This is a genomic window from Bibersteinia trehalosi, from assembly GCF_004346205.1.
Taxonomy (GTDB): domain Bacteria; phylum Pseudomonadota; class Gammaproteobacteria; order Enterobacterales; family Pasteurellaceae; genus Bibersteinia; species Bibersteinia trehalosi.
This window is the reverse complement of record NZ_SMAM01000006.1, coordinates 184,565-198,215: the sequence shown is the minus strand read 5'-3', so window position 1 is coordinate 198,215 and position 13,651 is coordinate 184,565. Positions and strand designations below refer to the sequence as shown.

12 protein-coding genes are annotated in these 13,651 nt (G+C 41.9%); all 12 read right to left on the bottom strand.

The genetic code is table 11. The features are described 5' to 3' along the window. Nucleotides 1-21: 21 nt before the first annotated feature. Complete coding sequence (ftsZ, locus tag EDC51_RS07935; RefSeq protein WP_015431979.1) at nucleotides 22-1,260, bottom strand: cell division protein FtsZ; 1,239 nt, start codon at nucleotides 1,258-1,260, stop codon at nucleotides 22-24. Between the two features lie 44 nt (nucleotides 1,261-1,304). Further along, complete coding sequence (ftsA, locus tag EDC51_RS07930; protein WP_025289016.1) at nucleotides 1,305-2,579, bottom strand: cell division protein FtsA; 1,275 nt, start codon at nucleotides 2,577-2,579, stop codon at nucleotides 1,305-1,307. A 14-nt stretch (nucleotides 2,580-2,593) separates the two neighbouring features. Then, nucleotides 2,594-3,379 (bottom strand): cell division protein FtsQ/DivIB, encoded by a 786-nt coding sequence (locus tag EDC51_RS07925; protein ID WP_025289015.1) that lies wholly within the window; start codon nucleotides 3,377-3,379, stop codon nucleotides 2,594-2,596. Further along, nucleotides 3,379-4,290, bottom strand: a complete 912-nt coding sequence (locus EDC51_RS07920; RefSeq protein WP_131928620.1) for a D-alanine--D-alanine ligase — start codon at nucleotides 4,288-4,290, stop codon at nucleotides 3,379-3,381. Before EDC51_RS07920 ends, EDC51_RS07925 begins: the two co-directional genes overlap by 1 nt. Before the next feature lie 26 nt (nucleotides 4,291-4,316). Beyond that, a complete protein-coding gene (gene murC / locus EDC51_RS07915) occupies nucleotides 4,317-5,744 on the bottom strand; it encodes a UDP-N-acetylmuramate--L-alanine ligase (protein WP_015431975.1) in 1,428 nt (475 codons plus the stop codon). A gap of 79 nt (nucleotides 5,745-5,823) precedes the next feature. Next, complete coding sequence (gene murG / locus EDC51_RS07910) at nucleotides 5,824-6,879, bottom strand: undecaprenyldiphospho-muramoylpentapeptide beta-N-acetylglucosaminyltransferase (RefSeq protein WP_131928619.1); 1,056 nt, start codon at nucleotides 6,877-6,879, stop codon at nucleotides 5,824-5,826. Between the two features lie 11 nt (nucleotides 6,880-6,890). Then, a complete protein-coding gene (ftsW, locus tag EDC51_RS07905; protein WP_015431973.1) occupies nucleotides 6,891-8,084 on the bottom strand; it encodes a putative lipid II flippase FtsW in 1,194 nt (397 codons plus the stop codon). Further along, nucleotides 8,084-9,382 (bottom strand): UDP-N-acetylmuramoyl-L-alanine--D-glutamate ligase, encoded by a 1,299-nt coding sequence (gene murD, locus EDC51_RS07900; protein WP_131928635.1) that lies wholly within the window; start codon nucleotides 9,380-9,382, stop codon nucleotides 8,084-8,086. The genes ftsW and murD overlap by 1 nt, the downstream gene beginning before the upstream one ends. A 40-nt stretch (nucleotides 9,383-9,422) precedes the next feature. After that, nucleotides 9,423-10,358, bottom strand: coding sequence for an ADP-ribosylglycohydrolase family protein (locus tag EDC51_RS07895; protein WP_131928618.1), 936 nt, complete (start codon nucleotides 10,356-10,358; stop codon nucleotides 9,423-9,425). Nucleotides 10,359-10,392: 34 nt separating this feature from the next. Then, nucleotides 10,393-11,016, bottom strand: coding sequence for a LysE family transporter (locus EDC51_RS07890; RefSeq protein WP_170169281.1), 624 nt, complete (start codon nucleotides 11,014-11,016; stop codon nucleotides 10,393-10,395). A 73-nt stretch (nucleotides 11,017-11,089) separates the two neighbouring features. Further along, nucleotides 11,090-12,172 carry a phospho-N-acetylmuramoyl-pentapeptide-transferase gene (gene mraY, locus EDC51_RS07885; RefSeq protein WP_025267274.1) on the bottom strand — a complete coding sequence of 361 codons (1,083 nt, stop codon included), beginning with the start codon at nucleotides 12,170-12,172 and terminating at the stop codon, nucleotides 11,090-11,092. A 64-nt stretch (nucleotides 12,173-12,236) separates the two neighbouring features. After that, nucleotides 12,237-13,631 (bottom strand): UDP-N-acetylmuramoyl-tripeptide--D-alanyl-D-alanine ligase, encoded by a 1,395-nt coding sequence (gene murF / locus EDC51_RS07880; RefSeq protein WP_131928616.1) that lies wholly within the window; start codon nucleotides 13,629-13,631, stop codon nucleotides 12,237-12,239. Nucleotides 13,632-13,651: the final 20 nt, after the last annotated feature.

Genomic DNA, 13,651 nt, shown 5'->3' with positions numbered 1-13,651 from the left:
TTTACCTTCTTAAAATATGGCTTAACCGTTATTACGATTTCTCATGAAATCTGGCATTGAAGCTGGAGAGAATAAGCTCCCCCGATCTACGGATGTCGGCGTATTCGTATTCACCGCTTGATGAGTATTACCAAATTGGTTTGGTTGCCCATACCGATGGGCTGCCATTGGATCATTATTTTGGTAACCATGCGGTTGTGGCACAGCCTGAGGTTGCGTATGCGGATCACGTCCCAACATTGGCGTTACTTTTTGCGGTACTGTTTCTTCTGGTTGCCCAATCCCTGTTGCAACAATTGTAACACGTAAACGACCCGCCAAATCAGGATCTTCTGCCGTCCCAACAATAATTGCCGCATCAGGATCTGCGAAACTTTCAACATAATCTAAGATAGTATTGTATTCAGCAAGTTCAATGTCACCATCAGATACAATATTCACGAGAATACCTTTTGCACCAGATAAATCCACATCTTCTAATAATGGGCTTGATACGGCTTCCTGAATAACGCGTTCTGCTCGACCTTCACCTTCAGCTTCTGCAGTTCCCATCAAAGCGCGTCCCATCTGAGACATAACTGTTGTCACATCGGCAAAGTCTACGTTTACTACACCCTGCTTAGTAATCATTTCCGTGATACCTAATACAGAATTACGTAACACATTGTTAGCATAAGCAAAAGCTTCATTCAATTTGACATTTTTAGGCAAGATTTTCGCCAATTTTTCATTTTGAATAATAATTAACGTATCAACATGCTTACTTAATTCACGAATACCTTGCTCTGCATAAGCTAGACGTTTTCTACCTTCACCTTTAAATGGTTTAGTGACCACTGCAACTGTTAATATATCTTTACTCTTGGCGATTTCAGCAATCACAGGAGCCGCACCTGTACCAGAGCCGCCCCCCATGCCAGCAGCAATAAAGACCATATCTGCTCCCTCAATCATATTAGAGAGGGCATCTCTATCTTCTTCTGCGGCTTCATAACCGACTTGAGGGTTACCACCAGCACCTAACCCTTTAGTTAAGCTTGCACCTATTTGAATAGTATTACGTACGGCACTGCTACGTAAAACCTGAGCATCGGTGTTTACAGAGAAGAACTCTACGCTACCCATATCATTTTCAGACATACTTTCGGTATCTGCACTTAAAACCATGTGGTTTAATGCATTACCGCCACCGCCACCGACCCCGATAACTTTAATTACCGCACCGTTGTTACTAAAATCATCAAAAATAGGTTCAAACATTCTTTAATTCTCCCAAAACCGACCGACTACTGTCAGCTTAAACTTTAAAAACTTTTCTTAATCCAATTGACTAAATTCTTTGCTTTATTTACTACTACATTAATTGCCGTGCCAATTTCATGTCCACCCACATTTGGGCTAGAATCAACATCGTTATAGTGACTATATTGCAATAATCCAAGAACTGTCGCATATTGCGGTTTGTTTACATAATCCGTTAATCCCGTGATATTGAGCGGATGACCAACACGCACTTCAGAATTAAAGACAGATTTTGCACATTCTACAATATCTTCAATTTGAGAACCACCACCAGTTAAAACAATTCCTGCAATTAATTCTTGTTTTATCCCTTTTTGATAGAGTTCGACTCGTAATTGAGCTAATTCTTGCGCGATAACACCTAATAAATCGCGATAGCAACGTGCAGTTACTTCAGACAATTGAGTTCGAGTAAAAGTTCTTGGTGCTCTACCACCTAAGCCTTCCACAGTAATTTTTCGGTCTAAAGAATGCGCAGGAGGGCTAATTGCACTTCCATGCTGGATTTTCATATTTTCAGCTTGTTGGCGCGAAGTGGCAAAAACTTCAGCAATATAATCGGTAATATTATTACCACCAAACGGAATAACCTTACTAAAACGTAGTGCACCATCGGTATAAACTAGCACATCCATTGTGCCACCACCGATATCAATTAAACAAACCCCTAATTCTTTTTCATCTTCAGTGAGAACAGAATAACTTGAGGCTAAGCCAGAAAAAACAATCTGATCAATTTTATATTTACTACGTTCTACCGCATTTTTTAAATTTAGTAGCCAGTCGTTATGACAAGCAATCAAATGAGCTTGAGCAGTAAGGCGATTCCCTGCTAAATTAAGGGGATTTTTAGTCGCAGGCAGGCGATCGACACGATATTCCTGAGGAATAATATGCAGAATATCCAAACCATCAGGCAATTTCACTGAACGAGCAATATGAATAGCATTGTCCACATCTTCCTGACGAACAATTGTCGAAAGAGGAACCTGCCCACTTTCATTAAACGCGATAATCTCACCTGAAATTGATAATGTCACACCAACAACTTTGCAGCCATCAACGATATATTCTGCTTCCTCAATTGCTCGGCTAATAGATGTAATTACAGCATCAAGATCAATAACGCCACCTTTATCAACGCCTTTTGAAGGGCAAATTCCAACGCCCATAACATTAATCACACCATCAGGTAATACTTCACCGATAACCGCAACGACTTTATGTGTACCAACATCAAGCCCTACAACAATTTTTGATTCTTCTGCTTTCGTCATATTTTCTGCCAAACTTAAAGTTTATTTTTTACAAATCCTACTGAAACCCCATGCTCATAGCGCAAATCCACATAAGATAAACGTTCGCCTTCTGGCATCTCAATATTTGGGAAAACCGCCACAAAACGGTCAATCTTCGGTAGCCAATCTCCCCGCCCTAAGATCAAACGTACGCCATTATCTAACGTGATCGTCCAAGCACCACGAGAATCCATTGTAACCGAGCTTAAATTCAAATTACGCAGTTGTAAATCCTGCTTAATCTTGCTCCAAGCATCTAACAGCGTTTTACCTTCAATGTCCGGCCCAGATAAAATGGGAAGCCCCTCTCCATTAAATCGCTCTTTCGGTAATGTGAAAGGTACCCCCTGTTCAGAGATATATCGTTCACCATTCCAGTGTGCTACGGGCTGATGCTCAATCAAAGTAATGCTTAAACGATTTGGAAAAACCTTCCTAACCACAACATCGCGCACCCATGGAATAGTTAAAAAACGCTGTTTTATTGCTTGAATATCCTGCCCAAAATAGCCTTTTAATGCAGGCTCCTGCGACAGAATATCACGAATATCAGCATCAGTGGTAAAACGCGTCTTATGAGTTAAAGCAAACGATTTGATTGGCGTTTTATCCAAACGTTCCAACCACTCTGACCAATTCGAGTAAAGAATAAGCGTAAAAAGTAAACCACACAACATGATTGCAGGTTTCAGAAAACGCCTCCAATTCAATGGTTCCGTAGGCTTACTCGCTTTGGTTCGAATAACGGAAGCGTGTTTTTTACGCCAAACAACACCCATTACGCACTTAACTCCAACACTTTTTCAACTAATTGCTCAAAGCTATAACCCACTGTTGCCGCGGATTTGGGGAAAATACTGTGGCTCGTCATACCAGGGCAAGTATTCACTTCCACCAAGTTAAATTTACCGCTTGCATCTTCCATCACATCAATACGACTCCAGCCACGACAGCCAACAACATCATAGGCTTTTTTCACTAATTCTGCCACTTCCGCTTGACGTGTGGCATCAAGTGCCGGCACAACGTATTGCGTGTTATCAGAAATATATTTTGCGTGATAGTCGTAAAACTCACCTTCAGGAATAATTTGTACCGCTGGCAGCACTTCACCATCAAGCACAGGAACAGAATACTCCGCCCCTGCCAAGAACGCTTCCACTAATACAAGACTATCGAATTTTAAGGCTTCATTAATCGCAGGTAGTAATTCTGCTTCAGTTTTTACTTTGGTTACACCGACACTAGAACCCTCGCTAGCAGGTTTCACAAACACAGGTAAACCTAATTTTGCAATAATTTCTGCTGAATCAACCGCTTGTCCTCGTTGTACCACTGCCATTTCTGCCGTTGGTAGCCCTACCGCTTGCCATAATAATTTGGTACGAAATTTATCCAGTGTTACTGCTGAAGCCATAACACCACAACCGGTATATTTAATGCCCATCTGCTCTAGCGCACCTTGCAATACGCCATTTTCACCAATGCCGCCGTGCAAAATGTTAAACACACGTTGAATACCATGTTCTTTTAATTTTTCAATTGGAAATTCCTTAGTATCAATCGCTTCAACGTTATAACCTAAACTTTTTAATGCTTCGTAAATTGCTGCACCAGAGTTAAGCGACACTTCACGTTCACTAGAAACACCACCATAAAGCACCGCGATTTTTTCTTGTTTTAAGCTCATCTTATATTCCTTTTGTATTTATAGCGTTATGCCTTCCAACTTTCCGCTAAATCACGAGAAAGTTTGCTAACATTACCTGCGCCTTGTGCCAATACCAAATCACCATCTTGGATCACTTGATCTAACACCTCACCAAGCTGTGAAACATCAGAAACCAAAATTGGATCAACTTTGCCAAGATTGCGAATTGAACGACACAGATCTTTACTTTCCGCGCCAATAATCGGGCTTTCTCCAGCAGCATAAACATTCAGCATAATTAGCGCATCCACTTGCGATAATACCTGTACAAAATCATCAAACAAATCACGAGTACGAGAATAGCGATGGGGCTGAAACACCATCACAATACGTTTATTTTCCCAGCCTTGACGAGCCGCTTTAATAGTCACATCAACTTCCGTTGGGTGGTGTCCATAATCGTCTACTAACATAACTTTACCATTTGGACGAATGAATGAACCGAGTTGATCAAAACGTCTGCCCGCTCCTTGGAAATCTGCCAATGCAGCTAAAATGGCATCATTTGCAATGCCTTCTTCTTTTGCTACAGCCAATGCTGCCGTTGCATTTAATGCATTGTGTTTGCCAGGAACATTGAGCAATACGTCAATACGCTCCCCATTCGGACAAATCACCGTGTAATGCCCTTGAAATCCTGTTTGCTGATAATCTTCAATTCGGTAATCTGCTTTTTCATTAAAACCATACGTGAGCGTTTGGCGTCCGGCTTTCGCTGCCACCTCAAGCACTACATCATCATCAGCACAAGCCACAGTTAGCCCATAAAATGGTAAGTTGCGCAGAAACTTCACATAAGTCTCTTTCATTTTTTCAAAATCGCCACCATAGGTGTCCATATGATCCGGCTCAATATTAGTAACGACCGACACCATTGGTTGTAAATGCAAGAAAGAGGCATCACTCTCATCCGCTTCTGCAATCAGATAACGGCTTGCGCCCAAATGGGCATTTTTCCCAGCAGATTTCACTAACCCACCATTGACAAAAGTTGGATCTAAACCCGCTTGAGTATAAATCATTGAAATCATTGCGGTTGTAGTCGTTTTTCCGTGTGTGCCCGCAATGGCAATTCCGTGGCGAAAACGCATAATCTCCGCCAACATTTGCGCACGTTGAATCACAGGGATACGCGCTTCACGAGCAGCAACAATTTCTGGATTATCTTCATTAATTGCAGTTGATGCCACAACCACACTCGCACCTTGCACGTTTTCCGCTTGATGACCAATAAAAACTTTTGCCCCTGCTTCCTTTAGGCCTTGCACTGCGGCATTTTCAGCGATATCAGACCCTGAAATTTGGTAGCCTTCATTAAGTAAAACACCTGCAATACCGCACATACCCGCACCGCCAATCCCGATAAAATGGATCTGCTTTACGCGACGCATCTCTGGAATAATTTTTCGTACTTTATCTTGGAAATTCTTCATTATTAATCTCACTATATTTTATTCTTGCTTAACAAGCGGTTGATTTTGCAGGAAAATTCGCAAAATCAACCTCTTGTTATTAATTAGCCTCTTGCACAATCACTTCAGCAACACGTTTTGCTGCCAGTGGGCTTGCCATCTCACGCGCCTTAATTGCCATTTTGGTTAATTGGCTACGATCTGCTACCAATGGCTGTAGCACTTTAAATAAGCTGTCCGGCGTAAAATCCTTCTGCTCAATAATCACCGCGGCTCCTGCATTGGCAAGGTATTCTGCGTTCAAAAATTGCTGACGATCTTTATGTTGAAACGGCACAAAAATGGCAGGCAAACCCGCTGCTGCAATCTCACACACCGTTAAAGCCCCTGAGCGGCAGATAACTAAATCAGCCCATTCATAGGCAGCTTTCATATCATCAATAAACTCGCTTGCCACACCATTGCCTGTTGCTTGGTAAATTGTTTCTACATCGCCCAATTTACCCTTGCCAACCTGATGGCTAATAAAAGCATATTGACCTAACTTCTCTGCCACATAAGGCACAGTTTGATTAATGACTTGAGCCCCTTGGCTTCCTCCCATAACCAAAATATTGATTGGGTAGCCTCGCTCAGCAAAACGTGTAGCTGGATCCCCTATTTCAAACAGATCTTGACGAACAGGATTACCAACGACTTCTGCGTTTGCAAATGCAGTAGGAAAGGCTTGCAAAGTTTTGCGAGCAATCTTCGATAACCATTTATTGGTTAACCCCGCTACCGCATTTTGCTCATGCAAAATCACCGGTACACCGCACAATTTTGCGGCAATACCACCCGGTCCAGACACATAGCCGCCCATTCCGAGTACTGCATCAGGCTGATAATTCTTAATAATTTTACGGGCTTGTAATACTGCTTTAAAAATGGCAAATGGGGCTTTAAGCAAAGTGGCTAATCCTTTGCCTTTAATCCCCGAAATTTCAATAAATTCAATTTCAATGCCATGCTTTGGTACAAGATCAGCTTCCATGCGATCTTTTGTGCCTAGCCAACGAATTTGCCAACCCTGCTGTTGTAATTCTCTTGCAACGGCAATCGCAGGAAAAACATGTCCCCCCGTACCACCTGCCATCACTAACAATTTTTTCGCCATTCTTTATTATCCTAATCTTCCGTTGTATAAGCATGTCCAATACGTGCTAATCGATTTTCGTGATCAATACGCAATAGCACCGCAACCGCAATCGCCATAATAACCAAACTTGAACCACCGTAACTAATCAATGGAAAGGTTAATCCTTTTGTTGGCAGTAAGCCCGATGCTACCCCAAGGTTTACAAAGCCTTGGAAAAAGATCCAAATACCAATCCCAAAAGCAAAAAAGCCTTTAAAACGTTCTTCTAAAATTAATGCCTCACGGCTGATCTTTACAGCCCGAAAAGTCAAAGCGCATAATAATAACACAATAATGCTAATTCCAAAGAATCCAAATTCTTCACCAATGACTGCCATCACAAAATCGGTATGCGCTTCAGGCAAATAAGAAAGCTTTTGAATTGAATTTCCTAAACCTCGGCCAAAAAATTCGCCTTGTCCAAATGCCATTTGTGAATTTGCCAACTGGTAACCATCGCCATAAGCATCAGCAAAGGGATCCATAAAAGAGGTAACCCTTTTCAAGCGATATTCTGAAGTTAGCACCAAGAAAATAAATGCCAGTACCCCCGCAATGCCAAGAAAAATAAACTGCTTAATTCTCGCCCCCATAATAAAAAGCAGCGAGAATGTCAGAATAAATAATACAACTGTGCTACCCAAATCTGGCTGTAAAATCAGCAAAAATCCAAATAACATTAACACTGCAGCAGGTCGCCAGAAGCCAAGATTACTACTGCGAATTTCATCAAATTTCCGCACATAAAAGCTAGAGAAATAACAAATTACCGCTAACTTAGCTAATTCTGCCGGTTGAAAATTTAAAATGCCAAGCGGAATCCAGCGAGTCGCCCCATTCACATTACGCCCAAAAATGAGGACGGCAATCAACAACGCTAGTGCAGAAAAAAACAGTATGATGTTATATTTTTCCCATTTTTCACTTGGGATTCGGCTAAATAGAAAAAAAGCAATGAGTGATGCTGCAACATATACAGCATCACGCACCGCGAAATAAAAAGGATCATTATATTGTGAAGTGGCAAATGGAATTGATGCCGATGTTACAGCGATAAAACCTATCACTAATAACCCTAAAAATAACCAAATCAACGTGCGATCATAAAGCGAATGTGATGGCGTTAATTTCGTCCATCGCACCCACTCGGTTTGAAATTTCTCTTTAAATTCCAACAATTGCATTATGCTATTCCTTTCGCTAATTTCATAAACTCATCACCACGTTGCTCAAAGTTTTTAAATTGATCCAAACTTGCACAAGCAGGTGAAAGCAAGACCATATCGCCAGCCTTTAATTGTGGGCGAATTTGTTCAACGGCTTGATACATGGTTTCAACCAACACACTTTGCAGTGATAATTTCGCTAATTCTGCCCCATCTTGCCCAAAGCAATAACAAACAATGTTCGGTTTATTGATCAATGGTTTTAGCTCTGAAAAATCAGCAGATTTGCCATCACCACCGAGCAAGAGATAAAGCGTACCAGCTACTTCTAATCCGTGCAATGCCGCAACCGTACTCCCCACATTAGTCGCTTTGGAATCATTCACCCAACGCACACCATCATCGGTTTTTATTGCTTGGAAACGGTGAGCTAAACCGCCGTAAGTTTTTAACGCTTTGATGATCCCTTCTCTCGGCACCTCTGCTTTTTCTGCCAGTGCAATGGCCGCCAATGCATTCATTACGTTGTGTCTGCCTTTAATCAGCATTTCATCAATCGCAATAATCGCTTCACCATTAGCATAAAGTTTACCGTTGCAAGCGGTGTAATTTGCATTATTTTCTGCAAAACTCACCGCTTGCATTTCTTTATCTGGATAAGTTAATTGATCTTCCGCATTAACAATCACATTTTCCGCATTCTCATAAATACGCAATTTTGCTTGGCGATAGTTTTCTAATTTATTGTCATATCTGTCCATATGATCTTCGCTCACATTCAAAATCGTTGCCGATTTCGCTTTAAGCGAATAAGTGGTTTCTAATTGGAAACTGGAAAGCTCTAATACATAAAGATCATACTCCTCTTTTAGCAGACTCAACGCAGGCACGCCAATGTTGCCCCCCATTCCCACACGCATTCCTGCCTGCGTTACCATTTCTGAAACAAGACTAGTCACAGTGCTTTTGCCATTTGAACCTGTAATCGCAATAATGGGGGCTTTCGCTTCACGGCAAAACAGCTCAATATCGCCCACCACTTCCACACCTGCGTTAATCGCTTCTTGAATTTCAGGTGTAGCAAGAGCAAGCCCTGGGCTAATCACAATTAAATCGCTTGAAAGCAACCATTCACGATTTAGCCCACCTTTATGCAATGGAATATCTACGGGTAATTTATCTGCGCCCGCTGGGGTTGCTCGGGTATCAATCACACGCACATTAGCTTGCTTATCTTTAAAAAATTCCACACAGGATAAGCCTGTTGTGCCTAAACCAATAATGGTGATAGTTTGGTTTTGGTATTGCATTTTAATCTCCATAGGGTGCAACTTGTTGCACCCGACTCATGTTATTTTATATTCCACACCCACAGGCACATTTTCCGCCACCACGATGAGCAATCAACCGTTCGGCAATTTGAGCAATATCTTCTTGACGATAAAGCCATTTCAACCAATTTTCAGGAATGTTCTCTACGCCATAAAATGCCCCTGCGATTTGTCCACAGATGGCAGCCGTGGTGTCGGCATCATCGCCTAAATTAGCTGCAAGTAAAATCGCCTCTCGGAAATTATCGGTATGCCAAAATGCCCAAAGTGCGGCTTCTAGGCTTTCTACAACATAACCTGAGCCTTTAATTTCATCAGCATTTTTGCTTTGATAATCGCCACGCACAATATGGGCGATATGTTGGTAATCGTTTGGCTCAAAACCATCAAAAATCACTGTTTTTTCTTTGCCCCGTAAAGCATTGGCAAGCAGTTCGGCAAAATAACCGCAGGCTTCTAAGCAAGCGGGGCTGGCATGGGTTGTTTTGGAATTTAGCACCGCATAACGTTTGATGTTTTCAGGTTGATGAAAATAGAAAAGGGAAATGGGAGCGATTCGCATAAGTGAGCCATTGCCAGCTTTATTCGGATCATCATCTTTGCTATATGAACGCCCTGTTTGTTGAAAATCGGTAAGTTCGTTACGAGTATGGTTGCCGATGTCAAAAGCAGGTTGTCCTTGACGCACAGAATTATAGCCCTCTGTTGCCCAACGCAAATAACGAAAAAGCTGATCTTGTGCATCAAAACTTTGGCAAGCGAGTAGGCTATCAGCAAGGCAAAGTGCCATTGATGTGTCGTCCGTCCATTCGCCACGATTGAGTTGCCATACTCCACCGCCAACCATATCGGTTAATGGCTCGGCAATCTGTGAGCGTGGAATAAATTCCAGCGTTGCACCTACCGCATCGCCACAAGCTAAACCTAATAAACAACCTTTTGCTCGGTTTTCTAAATTCATTTTGCAAAATTTCTCTTAAATTAAACCGCTTGTATTAACCTGAAATCACTTTTATGCCTAAACCTACCATTACAGTTCCTAGCAGACGATCAATCCAATGTCCTGCTTTTTGAAACTGTGCATTAACCTGTGGAATAGAAAGTAAAAAAGCAACGGTGGCAAACCAAGTAAAGAGCAGAAACATCATCCATAAGCCGTAAATTGAGAGTTGCCACAATGGCATTTCTGGCGATAGCACCACAGTAAATACAGAAACTAAATAAACAGGGGCTTTGGGATTTAATACGTTACACAAAAAACCTTTCCAAATGCTTTTTCCATAACTTTGTGGAGCGAGTTTTTCTTGTTTAATTTCAACCACTTCATTTTTTGCTCGAGCTTTCAAGCCTTGATAACCGAGCCAAATCAGATAAGCACCACCGACGATTTTAATCGCCGTTAAAAGCCAAGCAGCATTAGCAATTACAACGGCTAAACCCATTATTGAGTAAAGAATGTGTACGCTAAAACCTAAAGCCACTCCTAAAGCACACAGCAAACCTGTTGCTCTGCCACGGCTTAATGTCTGTTGGGAAACAAAAATAAAATCAGGACCTGGTGAAATTGCCGCCAAAATATGAATAGCAGTAATCACACCAAATCCGTACCAAAATTCCACTGTTGATTCTCCTTTGCAAAATTTTTTTAAAATCTGCTCGCTTGTAAAGGCGTACAACGTACGCCCTTACCGATTAACGAAGTTTCAAGGTTAATAACCCCACCAATACCAACATTAAGGTAATGATCCAAAAACGTACGGTAACACGAGGTTCTGGCCAGCCTTTGAGTTCAAAGTGGTGGTGAATTGGTGCCATACGGAAAATACGTTTTTGGCGAAGTTTATAAGAGCCGACTTGTAGAATTACCGAAAGGGCTTCCACTACAAACACCCCACCCATAACCACAAGCAATAATTCTTGGCGAACGAGTACCGCAATCACGCCGAGTACACCGCCCAAAGAAAGTGAGCCAACATCGCCCATAAAGACTTGCGCTGGGTAGCTGTTATACCAAAGGAAACCGAGTCCTGCACCAATAATGGCGGTACAGATAATCGCTAATTCCCCTGCGTAGCGGATATAAGGAATATGGAGATAGTTAGCAAATTCGGTATTCCCCGTCGCCCACGCAATCAAACCAAATGCACCTGCAACCATAATCACTGGCACGATAACTAAGCCGTCTAAACCGTCCGTCAGGTTTACTGCATTGCTTGTTCCCACTAAGACAAAATAGGTTAAAACAATGTAGAACAAACCAAGTTGTGGCATCACATCTTTAAAGAATGGGACAACTAATTGAGTAGCGGCAGTGTCCTTGCCGAGTGCATACATAATAAAAGCGGAAACCAAAGCGACCACTGAAAGCCAGAAGTATTTCCAACGAGCCACTAAACCATCGGTATTTTTGCGTTTAATTTTCCAGTAATCGTCCACAAAACCAATTGCCCCATAACCAAATAGCACAAACATTGTGATCCAAACATAGGGATTGCGTAGATCTGCCCAAAGTAAAGTACTCACCCCAATGGCAAACAGAATCATAATCCCGCCCATTGTTGGCGTACCACGCTTTTTATAGTGGCTTTCAGGGCCGTCATTACGTACTTCTTGCCCAAATTTGAACAGTTGTAAACGACGAATCACAGTTGGTCCAATCCACAGTCCAATGATCATTGCGGTGAGCATTGCCATAATCGAACGGAAGGTAATGTAAGAAACGACATTGAAAATCGTATTAAATTGCACGAGATACTCGGCGAGCCAAACTAACATTGTTGTTTTTCCTCTGAAAATAACTATTGTAGGGGCGAATTACATTCGCCCCTACATCGCAAAATTAAAATTCTTTGCCAAAATAATCACAAATTCCTTTGATGATCTCTTCCATTTTTTGTGAACGAGAGCCTTTCGCTAATAATACAAGCGGTTGATTTTCTGCTTTTTTCTGCAAAATCGTTTGAATTAAAAAATCCGTCATCGCTTGTTTATCGGTGAAATGGTGTGCTGGATTATCGCTAATCACTGCACTCTCTTTGCCAAATGAAACCACTAAATCTAAATTGGCATTTTTTGCCGCAGTGGCGACCGCTTGATGTAGCTCGGCACTTTCCACGCCAAGCTCTGCCATATCGCCAACAGCAAAAATGCGGTATGCCGAATAGCTTTTTAGCACGTCAATCGCTGATTTCATTGAATCCACATTGGCATTGTAGCTATCATCAATCAATAACAGATCATCACTGATTGATACGGGATACAATCTCCCTTTTACGCTCGATTTTTGCTCTAAGCCCGCTTTCACTGAGGCTAAATCAGCGCCTACTGCCATCGCTAACGCCGTTGCTGCCAACGCATTGCTGACATTATGCGCCCCTAAATGCGGTGAATTGATCGCTATTTCGCCCTGTGGAGTATGTAACGTAAATCTTGCACCATTTAAATGTAGCACAACATTTTCCGCCCAATAATCCGCATAACTATCTTGATCAGATTCGGTGTAGCTAAATGAACGTAATTCACGATGACCAATCTCTTTTTGCCACTCTGAGTAGTAGTGGACAAGATTGACAATCGCAATGCCGTTTTCAGGCAAGCCACGATAAATTTCGCCTTTCGCTTGTGCCACGCCAGAAAGTGATCCAAAACCTTCAATGTGAGCGTGTGCCACATTATTCACCAAACACGCATCGGGCTGTGCAATTGCCGTGGTATAAGCGATTTCACCAATGTGATTTGCACCTAATTCCACCACCGCAAATTGATGTTGCTCGGTTAAGCGAAGTAGGGTCATTGGCACGCCAAAATCATTATTGAGATTGCCAAAGGTATAAAGCACTTTATCGGGGTTACCCACAAAATGCTGCAATATTTTTGCGGTCATCTCTTTGACACTAGTTTTGCCCGAAGAGCCTGTCATCGCAACGGTTTTCGGGCTTAATTTGGCTTTGAGCCATTTTGCCAATTCACCCAGCGCAAGACGAGTATCTTCAACAATAATTTGTGGTACAGCGACATCACACTGTTTTTCTACGACCACTGCCACATTGCCTTGTTCAACCGCCTGTTTAAGATAATGATGGGCATCAAATTTTTCGCCTTTTAAGGCAAAAAATAAGCCGTTTTCTACCGCTTGACGGGTATCGGTACTAACGGTTTCCACCGCTATTTGATTATCGCCGATGAGTTTTCCGTTTAAGATTTCGGCGAGATCTTTTGTTGTGAGTTTTATCATTGTTGTTTTCTATGTTTGAA

Bases quoted from the DNA above. Each gene is read 5' to 3' on its own strand.
- murG (WP_131928619.1), bottom strand. From the start codon at position 6,879: ATGGCGAAAAAATTGTTAGTGATGGCAGGTGGTACGGGGGGACATGTT.
- murC (WP_015431975.1), bottom strand. From the start codon at position 5,744: ATGAAGAATTTCCAAGATAAAGTACGAAAAATTATTCCAGAGATGCGT.
- ftsA (WP_025289016.1), bottom strand. From the start codon at position 2,579: ATGACGAAAGCAGAAGAATCAAAAATTGTTGTAGGGCTTGATGTTGGT.
- EDC51_RS07920 (WP_131928620.1), bottom strand. From the start codon at position 4,290: ATGAGCTTAAAACAAGAAAAAATCGCGGTGCTTTATGGTGGTGTTTCT.
- ftsW (WP_015431973.1), bottom strand. From the start codon at position 8,084: ATGCAATTGTTGGAATTTAAAGAGAAATTTCAAACCGAGTGGGTGCGA.
- EDC51_RS07895 (WP_131928618.1), bottom strand. From the start codon at position 10,358: ATGAATTTAGAAAACCGAGCAAAAGGTTGTTTATTAGGTTTAGCTTGT.
- EDC51_RS07925 (WP_025289015.1), bottom strand. From the start codon at position 3,379: ATGGGTGTTGTTTGGCGTAAAAAACACGCTTCCGTTATTCGAACCAAA.
- murF (WP_131928616.1), bottom strand. From the start codon at position 13,631: ATGATAAAACTCACAACAAAAGATCTCGCCGAAATCTTAAACGGAAAA.
- ftsZ (WP_015431979.1), bottom strand. From the start codon at position 1,260: ATGTTTGAACCTATTTTTGATGATTTTAGTAACAACGGTGCGGTAATT.
- mraY (WP_025267274.1), bottom strand. From the start codon at position 12,172: ATGTTAGTTTGGCTCGCCGAGTATCTCGTGCAATTTAATACGATTTTC.